The sequence below is a fragment of the Chitinophagales bacterium genome (assembly GCA_019638515.1).
In the GTDB taxonomy this organism is placed as follows: Bacteria; Bacteroidota; Bacteroidia; order Chitinophagales; family LD1; genus UBA7692.
This window is the reverse complement of the sequence record JAHBTS010000001.1, coordinates 547,054-565,612: the sequence shown is the minus strand read 5'-3', so window position 1 is coordinate 565,612 and position 18,559 is coordinate 547,054. Positions and strand designations below refer to the sequence as shown.

Here is an 18,559-nt window from a genome sequence, read left to right as displayed (position 1 = left end):
TTTATTTTTCGCAAAACAATTTCACGAAGGTAAAGGTTAGTAACGAGAAGCTATGTCTTAAAAGTTACAATAAGGTTGTGAATAAATGTAAACAACCTTTAGCAACAAGGTATTTTATTCACTCTATTTTGGTGGCGCCCGCCTTCAAATGCCGTTGAAAGAAAAGTTTCAGTTAGTTTTTTTGCATCTTCCAATGAAATAAAACGTGCAGGCAGGCAAAGGATATTGGCATTATTGTGCTGCCTTGCCAAAGCCGCCAATTCATTATTCCAAGCAATGGCTGCGCGAATTTTTTGGTGTTTATTGGCAGTAATTGCCACTCCGTTGGCGCTGCCGCAAATCAATATACCAAATGTGTGTGTATTGGTTTCTATCGCTTGTGCTACGGGATGCACAAAATCCGGATAATCGCAACTTTCGCTGCTATACGGGCCAAAGTCTTTTACTTCAAAACCTGCTTCGGAAAGAAACTGCAACAGCTCCTTTTTATATTCAAAACCTGCGTGGTCTCCGCCAAGTGCAATGGATGTTTTCATAACGCTAATCTGCAATTCTTTTTTCAACTCTTGCTGCTGCAATTATGCTCAGCTCAAACAAGAAATACATTGGAATGGCTACCAACATTTGTGTAAACACATCGGGCGAAGGTGTAATTACTGCCGCTACAATTAAAATAACTACTACCGAATGCCTCCTAAAACTACGCATGGTTTGTGCACTAAGCAACCCGATTCGCGCCAGCGCTATGGCAATCATAGGCAATTCAAAAATAAGCCCAATTCCTAAGCTCATCATTGTAAAAAATGAAATGTAGTTATCTAGAGTAATTCGGTTGTCTATTTGTTCACTCACTACATAATTAAATGCAAAATTTACCGAGAAAGGAATAATTACAAAGTAACTGAATGCTATACCAAGAAAGAAAAACAGCGAGCATCCAATTATTACTTTTCCGGCATTGCGGGCTTCGCTTTCTGTAAGAGCCGGGCGAATAAAACGCCACACTTCGAATATCACATACGGGAATGCCACAATAAAGCCAAGCACAAAAGCTGTTTTTAACTGCGTAATGAACTGGCCAAATAATTCGGTATTCATCAATTGCATTTTCATGCCGCCAATACAAAGCGAATCGGGCAAATGAAATTTATGCGCTAAGGAACACAGTACTTTGTATGTAATAAAACCGTCTTTGGCAGGCCCAAAGAGCAGTGTATCGAATACAAAATCGTTTTTAACTAAAAAAAGTACGGCAAAGATAAGTATGGCCACAACCGAGCGCATTAAATGCCAACGCAGCACTTCGAGGTGATCGAAAAACCCCATTTCATCATTTTCATTTTCTGCCATAAAGCAGCGCGAAAGTAATGATGTACAGCAAAGTTTTTGTACAAAAAAGCCCACCAAATAAATTTTGGCAGGCTTTATTTTGATTGTCCGTGTTATTTGAACCTACTCGGCAAGCAACTCACCGAATTATCGGCTATTTTGAATGATTGTGGTCGTGTGGATGACCTCCGTGGCTGCAACCCGGCTTAGCTTCGCCAGCAGGCTGAGTAGATGCTGAATGAGTGCATTCTTTTTTGGCACCTCCTTTTGCACAACATGCCGGTGTGGCACTGCCTGCAGCAGCTGCATCTTTAGAACAACCGCCTTTAGCTTGCATTTGAGCACAACATGCTTTCTTCTTAGACTTCTTTTTTCCGCCATCGTGGCTGTATGCAGCAATAGAAAATGCTAACATAGAGAAGAAAATAACTGAAAATACTGATTTCATACTTCGATTTTTAATGGTTAAAAAAATTATTGCGGCAACGTACCTATAACCGTTAGCCCTCCTTTTACTTTTTGCTTTAAATCTACTTCTATTTGAGTGCCAATTGGCAAAAACAAATCTACGCGCGAACCAAACTTAATAAAGCCCAACTCTGCGCCTTGGTTTACTTCATCGCCTTCGTTTAAATACCAACGTATTTTACGAGCCAATTTACCTGCAATTTGCCTTATTAAAATTTCTATTCCGTCTTCGTTTTCAATTACTACTGTATTGCGCTCGTTCTTTTCAGAACTTTTTGGGTGCCATGCCACCAAGTATTTTCCCGGATGATACTTTTGATAAGTAACAGTTCCGGCAAGCGGTGTTCTATTTACATGCACATTGGCAGGACTCATAAAAATACTTACTTGCACTCTGCGGTCGTTGAAATACTCTTTTTCTTCTACTTCTTCTACCACTACAATTTTACCATCGGCAGGTGCTATTACTTTGTTGTCGGATATTACCAATTCGCGGTGCGGTATTCTAAAGAAATAAGCAAATGCGCCCAATATCAAAAGCGATAGAAAGCCTGTAATCCAATAGGTAACATTATCGCGCAGGATAAATGCTACTAGTGCATTTATTACAAGCAAAATCAAACCGGTAACAAGAAGTATTCTATGCCCTTCTCTGTGTATCGTGATTTTTCTTTTCATTATTCTAATTTCTATAATGCGAATGTAATAGAGTTTCCTTAACTATTACAAAACATAAAGTTATTAAGCGTTTTTATACAAAATAAGTGTCTATAATTTCACCCTGCGCAAATCGAGTAAATTTTGTGCATTAGGGCTTATGCCGGAAATACCGGGTTGCATAAACCGCAACACTTCATCGTAGTAAAGCGGCACCACCGGAGCCTCTTCAATAATTATGGAATCTAGTTTGCGGTAAACTTCAAAACGCTGTGCCTCGTTTGAAATCGAAAAAGTAGATTCATACAAGGTGTTAAAGGCAGCATTATTAAACCGAGTATAATTAGGAGGTGCAGCATTCTTCCCGTAAAACACTGCAAAATAGTTTTCGGCATCCGGGTAATCTGCCAACCACGAACCTCTAAACCAAAGCACTTTACCTTGGCTCATCCACTCGCGTAGCATGGCTGGCTGTGCCATTTCTACTTTCACCTTTAATCCTATCGCATCTAACTGTTTGGCTATTAAAACAGCCATATCCTTGTAAGTTTCGTTGCTATAAAGTTTAAGTTCCTCGCCTTTATATCCCGATCTTTTAAGATGAGCTTTTGCTTGCTCCACATCGAATGCATACCCCTTTAAATCTTGGGAAAAAGATGGCAAACCGAATGGAGAAAAACCTTGCACTGCCGGCTTGCCCACTCCATTTCGCAGGTATTGAATCAATTCCTTTTTATTGATACCATAGTTGATGGCTTTCCGCAAATCTTTATTTGTAAATGGATTGGAGGTTGAATTTTCCTGTGTAAAAAAACCTAAGTATTCAGTATTCAGGTACGGGCTTTTTTGCAACACCATTTTCCCTTCCCAACTTTTTTTGAGCGAGCCGTCTTCTTCCAACACTTCATCAATATAGGCAGCATCTATTCCCGATATAAAATCTATTTGCTTTTGCTTAAACGATAGAAACTCTGTTTTTTTATTGTCAATAAAACTCACCTTTATACCATCAATATACGGAAGTGAGTTTCCTGCAGCATCGCGCTCAAAGTAAGCTTCATTTTTAAGCATAACCAATGCATTTCCTTCTTCCCATTTTTTAAATTTAAATGGGCCTGTACCCACCGGATTTGAACGGAATTTTTCCTTATACTTTTCTACCGCCTCTTTAGGAATAACGCTGCAATACTGCATAGAAAGAATGCCAAGTATAGCCGGAAACTTTTGTGCTAATGTTACTTGAAAAACAGAATCGTTTACCGCTAAAAATGGAGTATCGGATGCCACTTTTCCATTAAAAATCCAAGCGCCTGGCGAAGCTACTTTTTCATCAATAATTCTATTGAAACTATATACTACATCTTGTGCCGTTACGCGCCTGCCCTTGCCGCCAACAAAACACTCATTGTTATGAAAAAAAACATCGCTTCTTAAATAAAACGTATAACGCAACCCATCCGCAGAAACTTGCCAATGCTGTGCAATAGCAGGCACAATGTTTAAATTTGAGTCTAATGCCACCAAACTATTGTAAAGTTGGTTGCACGCCCAAATGGTTGCTTGGTCTTTAGAAAATGCCGGATCGAGCGAACTAATACCCGAAGACTGATTGTAGCGAAATACTTTTAAATCCTTTTTGACAGTATTGTCGCCACAACCCCCAAAAAAGGCAGCTAATGCATAAAGCAGAATAAATCGAATCATTAATGCTAAGGTAAGTAAAGTCTTTTCTTACGGTTCAATGAATTTTTACTTTGTTTGTGTATAAGGTTTTACGATTGAAACTTTCCCTACATAAATTTTCGCTTTCAGGTATTTCGGCATTGCAGCTTTTTCAACTTATGCGCTTTGGCACTACTTTTTTGTGTGCCATACTGTTGGTAAAGTTGGGAGCCGCACCTGTGCAAATTGCCGAGTACGAAACTTTCTTATGGCTAAGTGGCATGTTTACTTTTTTTTGGGTTGGTGGCAGCGTAAATGCAATGCTTTCTATTGCTAAAAACGCTTCCCAAAAATCTACTTTTTTAAACGCGGCTGCATGGTTGCTTTTGCAAGCCATTGTTGCTGCTGCCATTGTAATTTTAATTTCAAGCGGCAATAGCCAGATTAAAGTTGCTGCTGCCACTTTTATAGTGCTAAACACAGTTTCGTTTCTAAACGAATACCTGCTTTTCTCCCAACATAAAAACAAACAACTACTCATGTACGCCATTGCAGTTTCGCTCCTGCAACTGGCAGCAGTAGTGTTACCTTTTGTATTTTCCTCCCAGATATACTTTTCCATTATTGGCTTAATAGCGGTGGCAGCCATAAAGCTATTGTTGCTATTGCTCCTATTGAAGCAAGCAGCGGTCTTTCAATTTTCTATTGCCGAAGTAAAGATGTTGGCAGTTCTTTCTGCGCCTCTTTCGTTGGGTATTTTGGTGAGCGGATCGGCAGAGTATGTAGATGGCTTTCTAGTAAAATATTTCTTTAACGATGCTGCTTTTGCATTGTTCAGATATGGCTCGCGCGAGTTGCCGCTCTCACTTATTCTTGCAAATACGCTAAGTACATTGCTCATTGTTACCGTGGCTCAAAACAAAGAAACCGGATTAGCGGAATTAAAAAGAAAATCGCTGCAATTGGCTCACCTTCTTTTCCCTGCAAGCATCGTGCTAATGCTTTTTACCAAGCCACTTTTATCGCTTTTATACAGTAACACTTACACCGAAGCGTCAGGTATTTTTAGAATTATGTTGCTATTGGTAATTCCACGCTTATTGTTTCCGCAAACGGTAATTACTGCACTAAAACTAAACCGCTACATTTTACTATCTGCCACCATTGAACTGTTGCTCAATATTGCATGCAGCTTATTGCTTCTTCAATTTTTGGGTATAGAAGGCATTGTTTACGGCACACTCATTGCTTACACTTTCGACAAGTTGTTTTTAGCAATCGTTTTAAAGAAAAAAGCATCCATTTCAATATATCAATATGTGGCATTAAAGCCTTTTTTGCTATACAGTATTTTACTGGTAATTGCCTTTATTGCGGCAGAAATATTCTTGTAACATTTAGTTTCAAATTGCCGTACAACAGAGCGAACCTTTGAAACACCAATGAACAAAAAATACTCATCCCCAGGATTAGTGTTTGCCGGCATAATGGCATCACTTCTTTTTGGCAGCGTACAGGCTGCAACCTATAAAACTGTAATACACGGAAAATTTTCAGACGAAAAAATATGGGAGCCATCTTATCCCGGAAACGTAATTAAAGCAGGCGACTCCATCATTATTTCTTCGCAGGTAGTACTAAACACACCCATAGCAATAGAGGGCGTTTTGCTGATTGAAAAAGGAGCAGGATTACAAGGCAATAAAGAACTTGCAGTAAGCAAAAGCGGAGTACTAAACAATAAAGGAAACACGGTTGTAAAGCGCTTGTATAATGCCGGAAAAATAAACAACGAATTGATGCTCGAAGCTATGCTTGAAGTAGAAAACTCCGGCATAATACACAACACTTCCACTACTTTTGCAGGCAGCACGCTTCTAAATCGCGGAGGTGTTTTGGAAGGAAACAAAGGCAGTTATTTTTCTAATAATTCTGTGATTGCATCGCCCAATTCTGTGTATGGAAAAGACATTCAAGTTTTGCAGGCTTCATTTACCAATCCGATTGCACAAATAGACGAAGTAATTTACTGCAATGCGTCCTTAAGTGTATTTGCAGGCAGCAGCGACAAAGTATTGGTAGAAGCTACCGGAGCATCGCTACAAAACCTGCAATCGGTAGTTCTTGAAAAAAGCATTGACGGCAAAACATTTTATAGAGTGGCTGAACAAAAAACAACAAATACCACTGTACTTTTAGAAGATAGAATTGCTATGGAAAACACACTGTGGTACCGCCTCTCGGGCTTTGATGCCGATGGAAAAAAATATGCTTTTCCGGAAGCTATGGTAAAAATATCAGACAAGAGTGAAACATTATCTATGCTCAACCGTATAGATTACTAAAACCTCAACACAAACCTTCCAAGTGTGTTGCTCTGATGTCGAAGTAATTTGACAAAAACCTGTCCTGTAAGGCAGGTTTTTTTTATTTAAGCCATAGTTTACGGTGTTGTAATTTGCTAATTCCTTTCTACAAGCATCTTGCATAAGCACACATTTATTCTTTTTGCAAACGCTTATTGATGCTAGGATAGCAACAAACATGAAAACACTGTTTACCAGATACCTTTCTATTCCCCGTCATATAATTTACTTAATGGTTGCCGATATTTTTCTGCAACTCATTAATGCTGCCTTCACTTTATTGCTAAACTATTTAATGCTGGAACACGGCTTTAAAGATTTTGAAATAGCCAGCATGGTAGGGAATCGCTACCTTACTGTTTTACTATGCTCTGTACCTTTAGCACTATTGGTAAAAGGCAAACAACTTCGACCATTTATGCTTGCCGGGTCTATACTTTCGCCCATAATAGCACTATTGCTCATTTGGGGCATCCACACCCACAACTCAGAATTGATTCGTTTGCTTATGTCGCTTTGGGGCATTTCGTTTTCGCTGCTTCAAATTTTAGTAATGCCATATATACTTTTAAACGGAAGTAAAGAACACGAAACAGAGAGCATTGCACTATTTTTTGCGGCAGGCAACTTCACCACCATACTTGCCGGCATTTTCAGCTTTATGCTGCCATTATTTTCATCTTATTTTTCTACGGAAAAACAGTTGATTATATATTCACTCATTTCTTTTTGCGGAGTATTTTTTGTATTAAAGCTTCCGCAAAAAGAAAACTTAGGAACTAAAATTCCGGTTAGCAATATTCACCATGATTACGATTGGAATTTAATTGCCGAAGCCGCCATTCCTACATTTTTAATTGCCTTTGGAGCTGGCTTCACTATTCCTGTTATCAATCTGTTCTTTTACGATGTGCACCACATGAATGCTGCCAACTTTTCGCTTATGAATTCGTTTTCATTTTCGTTGGTGGCTGTTTCCGGCTTACTCGTACCAGAAATAAAAAGACGGTTCGGTTACAAAATCGCCATTACTATGGTGCAGTCTATTGCAGTGGTTTTACTATTTATTATGGCCACCACCGAATGGTACAGCGCCAGTTTTATTGGCGTAGCAATTGCAGCAGCAACCTTTGTTTTAAGGCAACCACTTATGAATATGGCAGGCCCAATGACCGGAGAATTAACCATGAAATATGTAGGAGAACGAAACCGCGAAATGATTTCTGCCATTAATGCCTCCATTTGGAGTGGATGTTGGTTTGCAAGCGCTAAAATTTTCTCTATTCTTCGCGAAGCCGGCATTACCTATTCCAACATTATTCTTATTACGGTTGGTTTCTACATTTTTGGAGTAGTTTGGTATCACCGCCTCATAAAAAAGGTTCAAACTTCAGAACTATAATCTATGCCATCTACAGTTTGGAAGGGCGTGTAAAGTATGTAATTGCAACACTCAACGGCATTACTACTATTACCAAAAAACAAATGAAATTAAAACCTCCCATACAAATGCTTTGGTAAAAGCAATTTACATGATAGCACCACGGATATACAGCTGCCAACACGCCTGTAAACAGCAACCACTTGCCACCGCGCCACATGCTCAAGCAACACCAGGCATACGAAAAAATATGCACCCAATGCGACCATACTGCCTCCTCGGTAAATGGACGTACTAAACCTATTATATGAACTACAATGGCTATAAAAAAGAAAACAGTCAATAGTATTTTTAAGATTTTCATAGCAGCTACTATTACTTCCCTCCCACTACTACTACAAATTCGCCACGTGGTTCGTGCGCTTTAAAATAAGCCAACACCTCTTCAACCGTGCCTCGCACAGTTTCTTCAAATTTTTTACTCAACTCCCTACTTATACTCAACTTGCGCTCCGGCTCTACAAACTTTTTTAATTCTTCCAGCAATTTTACAATACGGTAAGGCGACTCATACACAATAACCGTTCTATCTTCGTTTGCTATTTTCTTTACAGCAGTTTCTCTGCCTTTTTTGTGAGGCAAAAAACCCATAAACACAAACTCATCGGCAGGCAAACCCGAAACCACCAAAGCAGGTACAAATGCAGTTGCTCCGGGCAAGCATTCTACTTCAATACCTTCCTTTATGCAATTGCGTACCAAAAGAAAACCAGGATCGGAAATGGCAGGTGTGCCGCCATCGCTTACTAATGCAATTTTTTGTCCTGCACGAATTTTCTCCACTACATTTTCTACTGTTTTATGCTCATTAAAAGCATGATGCGAATACATTGGCTTTTGTATCTCGAAATGAGTGAGTAGTTTGTGTGTTTGCCGTGTATCTTCTGCCAAAATCAGGTCGGCCTCTCTTAATACACGCAGCGCCCGAAGTGTAATATCTTCCAGATTTCCAATTGGTGTTGGCACTATGGTAAGTTTAAACATGGCAGTAGCGCTATGTGGCTTGTATTGCTGCAACAGCAATCTTAATTTTCGGCAAACAACTCAAAAGTATAGCCTTCCATTATTGGATTGGTGAGCATTTTTTTGCAGGCTTCTTCTACGCGTTGTTTAGCAACTTCTTCGCTGGCGGCAGAAAGCTTTATTGTAATATGCTTTCCCACGCGCACATCTGCCACTTCACTAAAGTTCATTTTGTGCAAACCATTGGCTACAGCTTTCCCTTGTGGGTCTAATAATTCTTTGTGTGGCATTACGTTAATCTCGGCTCTGAAGTTCATTTTTTAATTATAGGTTGAATAATTGATAATAGCACATACAAAACAATACTTGCAGGTACGGCTGCAAATTTAATAGTTGCCGCCAACAATAGTACCAAAACTATAAACACTACTTGAATTTCATTCCCTTTTACACCGTTTTTAAAGTTTACCTTAAAGGAAAACATTGGAATTTCGGCAACCATTAAAAAGCAGAGCAGCGCGGTTATTCCATATAAAAAAATAGGATCGAAGACAACGGCCGCCAGATTGAAACTATTGTTTAAAAACACCAACAACACGCCCACCACAAACACCGTGGCAGCAGGAGTTGCCAACCCAATAAATCCACTTGTTTGCCGTGTATCTATATTGAATTTAGCAAGGCGCAATGCCGCAAACAGCGCTACAAAAAATGCCGGAGCCGCAGCGGAAAACACATATATATCCGATAAACTCTTGGTTTCCCAATACTGATATAGCAAGTGAAAAATTACAGCACCGGGCAGCACTCCAAAACTCACCACATCGGCTAAAGAATCTAGCTCCTTTCCAATGCCGGGAGGCGTTTTAAGCGCACGCGCTGCCATACCGTCAAAAAAATCGGCAACTAAAGAAACTGCCACACAAAACGGCACCCACTCTATTCTAAACGAAAACACAAATACCAATGCCACACAACCACTAAACAAGTTGATGAGTGTAAGCAGGTTGGGGATATTAAACATAAACACAAATTAAATGATTAGCGAACATCAACCACAGTCTTCTTTTTCTTAGGAATAAAGCCATAGCTGGCACTCAACTGCGGAGTAAATCCAAGCACAGGATGGTAGCTACTGCCAGCATCTAAACGAAAGCCTTTTACCGCAGTACCCAACCCAAACGAAAAACTAAATGGAGTTGTTTGCACGCCCGCCCGAATATTTAAGTATTTAATTGGCCTGTACTCAACTCCGCCCTTAAACTGCGGCTTATGCTGAATATCCTGTTGATACTCCACCGCAATTAAAACCTTAGGCGAAGGTTCATAACCCAATCCAACCTTTACAATGGTGGGCAAACGTTCATTAAAAACCCTATCTATTTTGTACGGAATAGGATTATACACATGCGCACCGAAAGTAAGCACCTTCCAAGGGCGGTATTGAAAACCCGCCTCTAACGTAAAGATGCTTTTCTGCCCGTTTTCGGCAATAAAAAACCGCATATAATCAAACTGAATGCCCATACTAAATTTTGAACCAAACCTCCGCGCATACGCCAAACCAATCTTAGTTTCGTTATACAAACCATAACCATAATAATTAACGCTTAAACCAAATGCCCCAACCTTAGGCACAAAAGGCACAGCCACAGCTGCATTAAAATTATTTGTTTTGGCAGATACAAACTTCCTATCTGTATAAACTCCAAATGCCACCTCATTCATAAAAGCCAAACCGGCCTGATTAGTAGTGGTGCTAAATACATCGCTTAATGTAATAGAGGCATCTCCAATGGCTGTAGCGCGCGCTCCGGCAGTAAAATTATCGCCACCGGCAAAAGCCGCTATACTCAACAATATAAATGAAACAATTGAAAAAAAATGCTTCATAAGCCAATGCAATAAAAGAAACTTAAACCGAATTAAGAAAACATCGCACAGCCGCTCATAAATTTCGCAGCAAAAGGTATTTCTATATCTTCGCCCGCCATGAGTAAAGAAAATACACCAAACCTGTTTCAGGAAATTATATCGCACTGCAAAGAATATGGATTTATCTTCCCTTCATCAGAAATATACGAAGGCTTAGGAGCCGTTTACGATTACGGACAAAACGGCATTGAACTAAAGAACAACCTGCAACAATACTGGTGGAAAAGCATGGTGCAACTAAACGAAAACATAGTTGGTATAGATGCTGCCATTTTTATGCACCCAAAAACATGGAAAGCCAGCGGCCACGTTGATGCTTTCATGGATCCGCTTATAGATAACAAAGACAGTAAAAAGCGCTACCGTGCCGATGTGCTCATAGAAGATGCCATGGCAAAAATTGAAGAGAAGATTGAAAAAGAAATAGAGAAGGCAGCAAAAAAATTTGGTGAAAGTTTTAACCAAGAAATGTTTGTGCAAACCAATCCAAACGTATTGCGCAACAAAGAGAAATTAAACGCCATCGAAACCCGTTTCAAAACAGCCTTAGAAGAAAACAACCTCGCAGAACTCAGGCAAATAATTGTAGATCTCGAAATTGCCTGCCCCATCAGCGGTTCCAAAAATTGGACAGAAGTTCGCCAATTTAACCTTATGTTTTCCACCGAAGTTGGCAGCGTTGCCGATGAAGCCGGGACCATATACCTACGTCCCGAAACCGCACAAGGCATTTTTGTAAACTTCTTAAATGTTTTAAACACTTCGCGCCAGCGCATTCCGTTTGGAATTGCACAAATAGGCAAGGCATTTAGAAATGAAATTGTAGCACGCCAGTTTATTTTCCGCACCCGCGAATTTGAACAAATGGAAATGCAATTTTTTGTGCGCCCCGGCACCGAAATGGAATGGTATAATAAATGGAAAGAAAGCCGCATGAAATGGCACAAAAGCCTTGGTTTCCCTGAAAGCAAACTCAAGTTTTACGACCATCTTAAATTAGCACACTACGCCAATGCTGCCGTAGATATTCAGTTCGAATTTCCATTTGGCATAAAAGAAATAGAAGGCATACACTCCCGCACAGATTTCGACCTTAAAAACCACCAAGAACTCAGCGGCAAAAAACTACAATACTTCGATCCGGAACTCAACCAAAGTTATGTTCCATACGTTGTAGAAACATCGGTAGGTTTAAACAGAACCTTCTTAGCTTTAATTTGCAACAGCTACGAAAATCAAAAATTAGAAGACGGCAGCGAACGTACCGTACTACGCCTTCCCGCCTTCTTAGCACCTACCAAAATTGCCATCCTTCCTTTGGTAAAAAAAGATGGACTACCGGAAAAAGCACGCGAAATTTTTGATGTGCTAAAATTCGACCACAAGTGTTTTTACGATGAAAAAGATTCTATCGGCAAACGCTACCGCAGGCAAGACGCCTTAGGCACACCTTTCTGCATTACCGTAGATCACCAAACACTAGAAGACAACACCGTTACCTTGCGCGACCGCGATACCATGCAGCAAGAGCGCATTAACATCGAACGCCTACAGCAAATTGTTAGCAATAAGGTAGATTGGCGCAATGGGTTGAAATAATTATTGCCCACTGCTATTGCAGCATCATTATTTTGTAGTTGCCCATCTTAAAAATAGTGTAGCAATTACTTACCTTCACTTGCACAATTTACTTTTATGAAACACCTTCTTTTCATTTCAATTATTAGTGCATTGATATTTGGGTGCAGCCAAGCGAGTGCACAAACTTCGCAAGTAGATGTAAACAACAAAGGCGCAGCCGTAAGCAACAAAAAAGGAAATGGCGCTTCGCTCACCAAAAATGGAACCACCGTAACCGGAAGCAATGGAGGCAAAGCCATTACCAATAGCAGTGGCGCTTCTGCAACCAATGCGCGAGGCGGTGGCGTAAGTGCACAAAAAGGAAAAGTTGAAGCCAAAAGCGCATCCGGCAGAGGCGTAGAAGCTAACAACAAAGGACTAGATGTGAAAGGAAAAAACGGAGGCTTAGAGATTGAAAAAGGAAAGTTTGAAATTAAAAGCAAGAAGGTAAACATTAAACTCGGAAAGTAATTACAAAACGCCACATGCCTCTTTCCATTAACTGCAAAGGAAAAATACTACCGCTCGAAAAACCATTAGTAATGGGCGTTTTAAATGTTACGCCCGATTCATTTTACGATGGTGGCAAACACCAAACAATTAGCGGCATTGCTGCACAAGCAACTAAGATGCTACACGAAGGCGCTGCCATTATTGATATTGGCGGCATGAGCAGCAAACCCGGCAATGCCATTATTGCTGTTCAAGAAGAACTAAACCGCATACTGCCCGCCATAGAAACTGTACTTACAATTGATGCCAACACTATAATTTCAATAGATACTTTACACGCAGCAGTTGCTGCAAAAGCCATTGAATACGGAGCAGCCATCGTAAACGATATTTCTGCCGGCAAATACGACCCGCAAATGCTGCCAACCGTGGCTGATTTAAAAACTCCCTTTATTGCAATGCACATGCAAGGAGTTCCCGAAAACATGATGCAGCACACCAACTACAACAATATACTAACCGAAGTAATAGAGTATTTTGTTGAACGCATCAACACATTCAAACAACACCATATTGCAGATGTAATTATTGATGTTGGGTTCGGCTTTAGTAAAACGCAAGAACAAAACTATTTCTTACTTAAAAACATGCACGCACTAAGCATTTTGGAAAAGCCTGTATTAGCAGGGCTTTCGCGCAAAAGCATGGCATACAAACTACTGCACACTTCGCCAATAGAGGCACTTAACGCTACTACAGCTTTAAACATGCTGGCGCTTACACAAGGTGCAAAGATTTTGCGTGTACACGATGTAAAAGAGGCGGTAGAAACTATTAAAATTTGGAACGCCTTCAATGCTGAATAAAATTGTATTCATTCCAGTCTATTTTCAAAATCCTTTTACGGAATTTAAATGTAAAATCCGTCCATAATGTTGCATTCTTTCCGCTTGGAGTTAAATACCAACTCCTACAACCGGTATTCCAAACCGTGTGCCTAAACTGTTTATATACTTCCGAAATAAATTTATCCTGCACCTCCGGTTTCACCTCCATGCTTTTGTATGCCGATGTGCGCATTCTTTTCAACACTTCAAGCATATAACTCACTTGCGATTCTATCATATAAATCATGCTATTGTGCCCCAATCCGGTGTTGGGCCCCATCAATAAAAACAGATTGGGAAACCCTGCCACTACCGTACCCAAATACGCTTGCGGAGTATCGCTCCACACATCGTTTATACGCACACCATTTTTACCTTTTATGGTTAAAAACTTAAAGCTATTGGTTACATAAAAACCGGTGCCGCAAATAATGGCATCTACTGGCTGCTCCGCATTATTACCATACACAATGGCGTTTTCATTTATGGCGTTTATTTTCTCCGTTATTACTGTTACGTTGGGCTGGGTGAGTGCCTGTAAATAGTTATTAGAAAGCAGCACGCGCTTACATCCAAAGGTAAAGGTTGGAGTTAGTTTCTTTCTTAATGCTTCATCTTTCACCACTCGTTTTAAATAAAGCAATGCTAGCTTTTCAGCAGCCTTCATCAACTTCGGATACTGCACAAATCCCACTGCCTGCAATTCATTCAACCAATAAATTGAATTTCGGTAAAGCTTTCGCACAAATGAAAAATTCCTATACAACCATTGTCGCGCCTCACTAATTTCCCCATCGGGCTTTGGCAATATCCAAGGTGCAGTGCGCTGAAAGAGCAACAACTGCTTTACCTTCGGCACAATTTCTGGAACAAACTGAATGGCGCTGGCTCCGGTGCCAATTACAGCAACGGTTTTACCCTTTAAATCATAGTGGTGATTCCATTGCGCAGAATGAAACAAAGTGCCGCCAAACGCTTCTATCCCTGCAATTTGAGGCAATTGTGGAATATGCAACGCACCATTTCCCAGAACTAAAAAATTGGCAACAGCACTAGCTCCTTCGCTGTTTGAAATTTGCCAAGCATGTGCATCATCGTCATAAACGGCCGATTTTAACTCCCAGTTGAAAACAATATGGCGCTGCAGTTGGTACTTTTCTACACAGCGTTTTAAATAGGCTAAAATTTCTGCCTGCCCGGAAAATACGCGCGACCAATTGGCATTCGGTTCAAACGAAAAGGAATATAAATGACTTTTTACATCGCAAGCTGCCCCAGGATAAGTATTATCGCGCCAAGTACCTCCAATTTCACTTGCCTTTTCGTACAAAACAAAATTATCAAACCCTGCTTCCTTTAGCTTTATGGCCGCACAAATTCCCGAAAATCCGGTACCTACAATTGCAATCTTCATTGGCTAAAAATCTTATTATTTGCCAAAACAAATTGGTTTAATTTCACACTACTATGTAAAATGCAACTTTGCTCACAAAACAGCATTATGATTACCAACGCTCAATTAGAACACGCCATTAGCTTTAAGCAATACATGGACTTGGCGCAAGAAATAATAAACAGCACTACGCCTCCCGCACCGTACAACGAACCCAAAATGTTTAAGTACGCTTCAGACAATGTTGAACGCATGAAACGCCTTGTAAACAATATTGCTATTGAACAAAAACTATACAACTTACTGAGTAATAACCAACAAAAAATGATTTGGGTAGTGCTCACCGAACCATGGTGTGGCGATGCCTCACAAATAGTTCCGGCATTGGCTGCATTTGCCGATATTTCCGAACATATCTCCTTCAAAATTTTACTGCGCGATAGCAACTTAGAGGTAATGGATGCCTACCTTACCAATGGTGGCAGAAGTATTCCAAAACTAATTTGCCTTAATGCAGAAACCGGTGAAGAATTAGGCACGTGGGGACCTCGCCCGCAAAGCATTCAAAAAATTGTAATGGAACAAAAGAATGACACCACCACTTCTTTTGGCGAAAAAGTACGACAAATTCACGCATGGTACGAGGAAAACAAAACCCGCGACATTCAACTTGAATTCATAGAATTGTTGAAACAATGGAACAACATACAATGAAAAATATAGCAGTAGTTACAGGCGGCAGTGCAGCAGAGCGCAGCATCTCTTTAAAAAGTGCAGATGTGGTTTGCAAGCATTTAGACAAAACCAAATTTATTCCATACAAAGTTGTAATAAATGAACACGAGTGGATAGTAGAAAGCAATGGAAGTACTGTAGGCTCTATTGATAAGAACAATTTTGAAGCAACAGTAAATGGAAACAAAGTGGTGTTCGATAAAGTTTTTGTAGCACTGCACGGCACGCCTGCCGAAGACGGCAAACTACAAGGCTACTTCGACCTGCTAAACATCCCATACAACTGCTGCGGGGTGCTGCAAGCAGCGCTTACTTTCGATAAGTATCGTTGTAAAGAATACCTTCAAAATTACAATGTAAAAACAGCGCGTTCAAAAGTTTTTAGAGCAGGCGAAAGTTCTGATTTTGAAATTTCTTTTGGTTATCCGGCATTTGTGAAACCCAATAAAAACGGAAGCAGCTATGGAGCTTCAAAAATAGATAACCACACCCAGCTGCACAGCGCCATTCAAGAAGCATTTAAGTACGACAACGAAGTAATTGTAGAAGAGTATTTAAAAGGAACAGAAGTAACTTGTGGTGTAATTCAAATAAACGGAAAAGCAACAGCACTGCCGCTTACAGAGATTAGAAGCAAAAATAACTTCTTTGATTTTCAAGCGAAATACGAAGGTGCCAGCCAAGAAATTACACCCGCAGAAATTTCGGAAGAACTTACCCAAAACATACAACAAACATCTGTTGCCATTTACAATGCTTTAGGTATGAAAGGCATGTGCCGTATCGATTTTATTATTAAAGAAAATACACACTATATGCTTGAAGTAAATAGTGTTCCCGGATTATCTGAAGAGAGTTTAATACCACAGCAGGCACGCGCATTCGGACTGTCGCTACCAGAACTTTTTAGTTTGAGTTTAGATAACACTCACTAAAATTTACTTGCCTTTAAAATCAGGATTTCGCTTCTCTACAAAAGCAGCCATTCCTTCTTTTTGGTCTTCGCTTGCAAAAGTTAGGTAGAAATTCTTACGCTCAAAAAGCAATCCTTCATCCAGCGAATTATTAAAAGCAGCATTCACCGATTCTTTTGCCAATTTTATTGCAACAGGCGATTTTGCAGCAACTTCTCGCGCCAATTTCAGCGTTTCATCTAACAACACTTCTGCGGGCACTACTCGGTTTACCAAGCCATACTGCAAGGCCTCCTCAGCAGTTAAAAATCGTGCCCCTAACACTACTTCCATTGCAATTGCCTTTCCAACAGCTCTGGTTAAACGTTGTGTACCTCCGGCTCCTGGCATAGTGCCAATTCTAATTTCGGGCTGTCCAAAACGTGCAGTTTCCGAAGCTATTATCATATCGCAGGTCATAGCCAACTCGCAACCGCCACCCAATGCAAAACCACTTACTGCTGCAATAATGGGTTTCTTAGTTTTTTTAATTTGATCCCATGTGCTAAACTGATCTATGTTCAACATATCTATGGCAGTAGCATTCGCCATTTGCTTTATATCGGCACCTGCTGCAAATACCTTTTCGCCTCCGGTAAGAATTATTACTCGTACCGAATCGTCTTCATCCAACAGCTTTAGCGTATCTCTAATTTCTATCATCAACTCACGGTTCAGCGCATTCAACTCTTTGGGGCGATTCAATTCTATTAGTGCTACAAATTTTTCAACCTGTGGATTTACTTTAATAAACTGTAAACTCATGTTTCATTTTTTTCAAACCTAAAAAACAAATTCTAACAACACATACCAAACTGCAAGTGTTACAAACGAAAGTGGAATACCTATTCCTATCAACGCATTGGAAAGTTTAGGATTCAGTTGATGGTTGATTGCTAAAATACTTCCCGAAACCATTGGTGCCATTGCGGCTTGCAATACACTTACCTTCATTACCAACGATACTTCTTTCTTCAATAAATAAAATGAAATAAAAATAACAGTTGGCGCTATGAACAATTTAAACACCAAGCCCCAAAGTAATTCTGTTTTTAAGGCAGCATCGAAACTAAAATCCAACTGCATGCCAACAGAGAGCAATGCCAATGGAGTAAGCAGCGAAGCCAATACCGACAATGGAATATCTATCGGCTGCGGCACTTTTAATCCCAAACGCAACATAACTACAGATAGAATAAAAATCCAAAATGGTGGAAACGAAAAAATCTTCTTTGCTATTGGAATAAAATTGGCGTTGCCCGAAGAAAAATAAGCTGCAGTAAATACGCCTAAAGTACTCAGCACTAAAAACGAACCCGGCTGATCGGTCATAATAGCAATACTTAATCCTTCATCGCCATAAAGGGCCTCTATTACCGGGAATCCAACAAATGTGCTATTAAACAAACCACAGCATAAAATTAAACTCCCTAATGTAGCTGCATCAAAATGCAATAACCGCTGCAATACAAAAAAGAATACGGCAGCCAAAATATATACAATCCAAGCTACCGATATCGGCATCCACAAGTCGTTGCTAAACTGCAATTCCGGTATATTCAGCAAAGCCACCGCAGATAAGCAAAAGTTTATTACAATAAAGTTTAACCGGGCAGAAAAATCAGGCTTTACAATCTTATATGTTGTGAGCAGTCTGCCTACCGTTAAGTACACAAAAATTAGCAACAAATTTATCA

General features: G+C 40.0%; 21 protein-coding genes. 8 read left to right on the top strand and 13 right to left on the bottom strand.

What is annotated here, in order from left to right:
* Positions 1-98 precede the first annotated feature (98 nt).
* The 5 genes from rpiB to KF872_02415 form a co-directional block, all read right to left on the bottom strand.
* Positions 99-536: a ribose 5-phosphate isomerase B gene (gene rpiB, locus KF872_02435; protein MBX2902387.1), complete on the bottom strand. Its 438-nt coding sequence runs from the start codon at positions 534-536 to the stop codon at positions 99-101.
* Between the two features lie 4 nt (positions 537-540).
* The gene (tatC, locus tag KF872_02430; protein ID MBX2902386.1) at positions 541-1,350 is read right to left on the bottom strand and encodes a twin-arginine translocase subunit TatC; all 810 of its coding nucleotides are present in this window, start codon (positions 1,348-1,350) and stop codon (positions 541-543) included.
* Between the two features lie 133 nt (positions 1,351-1,483).
* Positions 1,484-1,777 (bottom strand): hypothetical protein, encoded by a 294-nt coding sequence (locus KF872_02425; GenBank protein MBX2902385.1) that lies wholly within the window; start codon positions 1,775-1,777, stop codon positions 1,484-1,486.
* A 26-nt stretch (positions 1,778-1,803) separates the two neighbouring features.
* Complete coding sequence (locus KF872_02420; protein MBX2902384.1) at positions 1,804-2,463, bottom strand: phosphatidylserine decarboxylase family protein; 660 nt, start codon at positions 2,461-2,463, stop codon at positions 1,804-1,806.
* A 102-nt stretch (positions 2,464-2,565) separates the two neighbouring features.
* Positions 2,566-4,158: an ABC transporter substrate-binding protein gene (locus tag KF872_02415; protein MBX2902383.1), complete on the bottom strand. Its 1,593-nt coding sequence runs from the start codon at positions 4,156-4,158 to the stop codon at positions 2,566-2,568.
* A 56-nt stretch (positions 4,159-4,214) separates the two neighbouring features.
* Between KF872_02415 and KF872_02410 the strand changes: the two genes are divergently transcribed.
* The 3 genes from KF872_02410 to KF872_02400 all read left to right on the top strand — a co-directional run bounded on the left by KF872_02410 (position 4,215) and on the right by KF872_02400 (position 7,884).
* The gene (locus KF872_02410) at positions 4,215-5,510 is read left to right on the top strand and encodes an oligosaccharide flippase family protein (protein MBX2902382.1); all 1,296 of its coding nucleotides are present in this window, start codon (positions 4,215-4,217) and stop codon (positions 5,508-5,510) included.
* Between the two features lie 48 nt (positions 5,511-5,558).
* Complete coding sequence (locus KF872_02405; GenBank protein MBX2902381.1) at positions 5,559-6,461, top strand: hypothetical protein; 903 nt, start codon at positions 5,559-5,561, stop codon at positions 6,459-6,461.
* A gap of 199 nt (positions 6,462-6,660) precedes the next feature.
* Complete coding sequence (locus tag KF872_02400; GenBank protein MBX2902380.1) at positions 6,661-7,884, top strand: MFS transporter; 1,224 nt, start codon at positions 6,661-6,663, stop codon at positions 7,882-7,884.
* A 10-nt stretch (positions 7,885-7,894) separates the two neighbouring features.
* On the opposite strand, the gene KF872_02395 is transcribed toward KF872_02400, so the two are convergent.
* The 5 genes from KF872_02395 to KF872_02375 are packed head-to-tail and all read right to left on the bottom strand — an operon-like array spanning position 7,895 to position 10,779.
* Positions 7,895-8,227, bottom strand: coding sequence for a hypothetical protein (locus KF872_02395; protein MBX2902379.1), 333 nt, complete (start codon positions 8,225-8,227; stop codon positions 7,895-7,897).
* Between the two features lie 11 nt (positions 8,228-8,238).
* A complete protein-coding gene (gene rsmI, locus KF872_02390) occupies positions 8,239-8,907 on the bottom strand; it encodes a 16S rRNA (cytidine(1402)-2'-O)-methyltransferase (protein MBX2902378.1) in 669 nt (222 codons plus the stop codon).
* 41 nt (positions 8,908-8,948) lie between these two features.
* A complete protein-coding gene (gene purS, locus KF872_02385) occupies positions 8,949-9,203 on the bottom strand; it encodes a phosphoribosylformylglycinamidine synthase subunit PurS (protein ID MBX2902377.1) in 255 nt (84 codons plus the stop codon).
* Positions 9,200-9,910: a CDP-alcohol phosphatidyltransferase family protein gene (locus KF872_02380; protein MBX2902376.1), complete on the bottom strand. Its 711-nt coding sequence runs from the start codon at positions 9,908-9,910 to the stop codon at positions 9,200-9,202. Before KF872_02380 ends, purS begins: the two co-directional genes overlap by 4 nt.
* Positions 9,911-9,927: 17 nt before the next feature.
* Complete coding sequence (locus KF872_02375) at positions 9,928-10,779, bottom strand: hypothetical protein (protein ID MBX2902375.1); 852 nt, start codon at positions 10,777-10,779, stop codon at positions 9,928-9,930.
* A 99-nt stretch (positions 10,780-10,878) separates the two neighbouring features.
* On the opposite strand from KF872_02375, the gene KF872_02370 reads away from it, so the two are divergent.
* From KF872_02370 to folP, 3 genes are all read left to right on the top strand, one after another.
* The gene (locus KF872_02370) at positions 10,879-12,420 is read left to right on the top strand and encodes a glycine--tRNA ligase (protein ID MBX2902374.1); all 1,542 of its coding nucleotides are present in this window, start codon (positions 10,879-10,881) and stop codon (positions 12,418-12,420) included.
* A gap of 96 nt (positions 12,421-12,516) precedes the next feature.
* Positions 12,517-12,912: a hypothetical protein gene (locus KF872_02365; GenBank protein ID MBX2902373.1), complete on the top strand. Its 396-nt coding sequence runs from the start codon at positions 12,517-12,519 to the stop codon at positions 12,910-12,912.
* A 14-nt stretch (positions 12,913-12,926) separates the two neighbouring features.
* The gene (gene folP, locus KF872_02360; protein MBX2902372.1) at positions 12,927-13,760 is read left to right on the top strand and encodes a dihydropteroate synthase; all 834 of its coding nucleotides are present in this window, start codon (positions 12,927-12,929) and stop codon (positions 13,758-13,760) included.
* Here the strand turns inward: folP and KF872_02355 are convergent.
* Entirely contained in the window at positions 13,747-15,195 is a 1,449-nt protein-coding gene (locus tag KF872_02355; protein ID MBX2902371.1) for an NAD(P)/FAD-dependent oxidoreductase, read from the bottom strand. The two genes, folP and KF872_02355, sit on opposite strands and share 14 nt — an antisense overlap.
* A 60-nt stretch (positions 15,196-15,255) precedes the next feature.
* On the opposite strand from KF872_02355, the gene KF872_02350 reads away from it, so the two are divergent.
* Positions 15,256-15,888 (top strand): thioredoxin family protein, encoded by a 633-nt coding sequence (locus tag KF872_02350; protein MBX2902370.1) that lies wholly within the window; start codon positions 15,256-15,258, stop codon positions 15,886-15,888.
* Positions 15,885-16,844 (top strand): D-alanine--D-alanine ligase, encoded by a 960-nt coding sequence (locus KF872_02345; protein MBX2902369.1) that lies wholly within the window; start codon positions 15,885-15,887, stop codon positions 16,842-16,844. The genes KF872_02350 and KF872_02345 overlap by 4 nt, the downstream gene beginning before the upstream one ends.
* A gap of 3 nt (positions 16,845-16,847) precedes the next feature.
* On the opposite strand, the gene KF872_02340 is transcribed toward KF872_02345, so the two are convergent.
* Both KF872_02340 and KF872_02335 read right to left on the bottom strand, forming a co-directional pair.
* A complete protein-coding gene (locus KF872_02340; protein ID MBX2902368.1) occupies positions 16,848-17,627 on the bottom strand; it encodes an enoyl-CoA hydratase/isomerase family protein in 780 nt (259 codons plus the stop codon).
* Positions 17,628-17,645: 18 nt separating this feature from the next.
* Complete coding sequence (locus KF872_02335; GenBank protein MBX2902367.1) at positions 17,646-18,551, bottom strand: AEC family transporter; 906 nt, start codon at positions 18,549-18,551, stop codon at positions 17,646-17,648.
* Between the last annotated feature and the right edge of the window lie 8 nt (positions 18,552-18,559).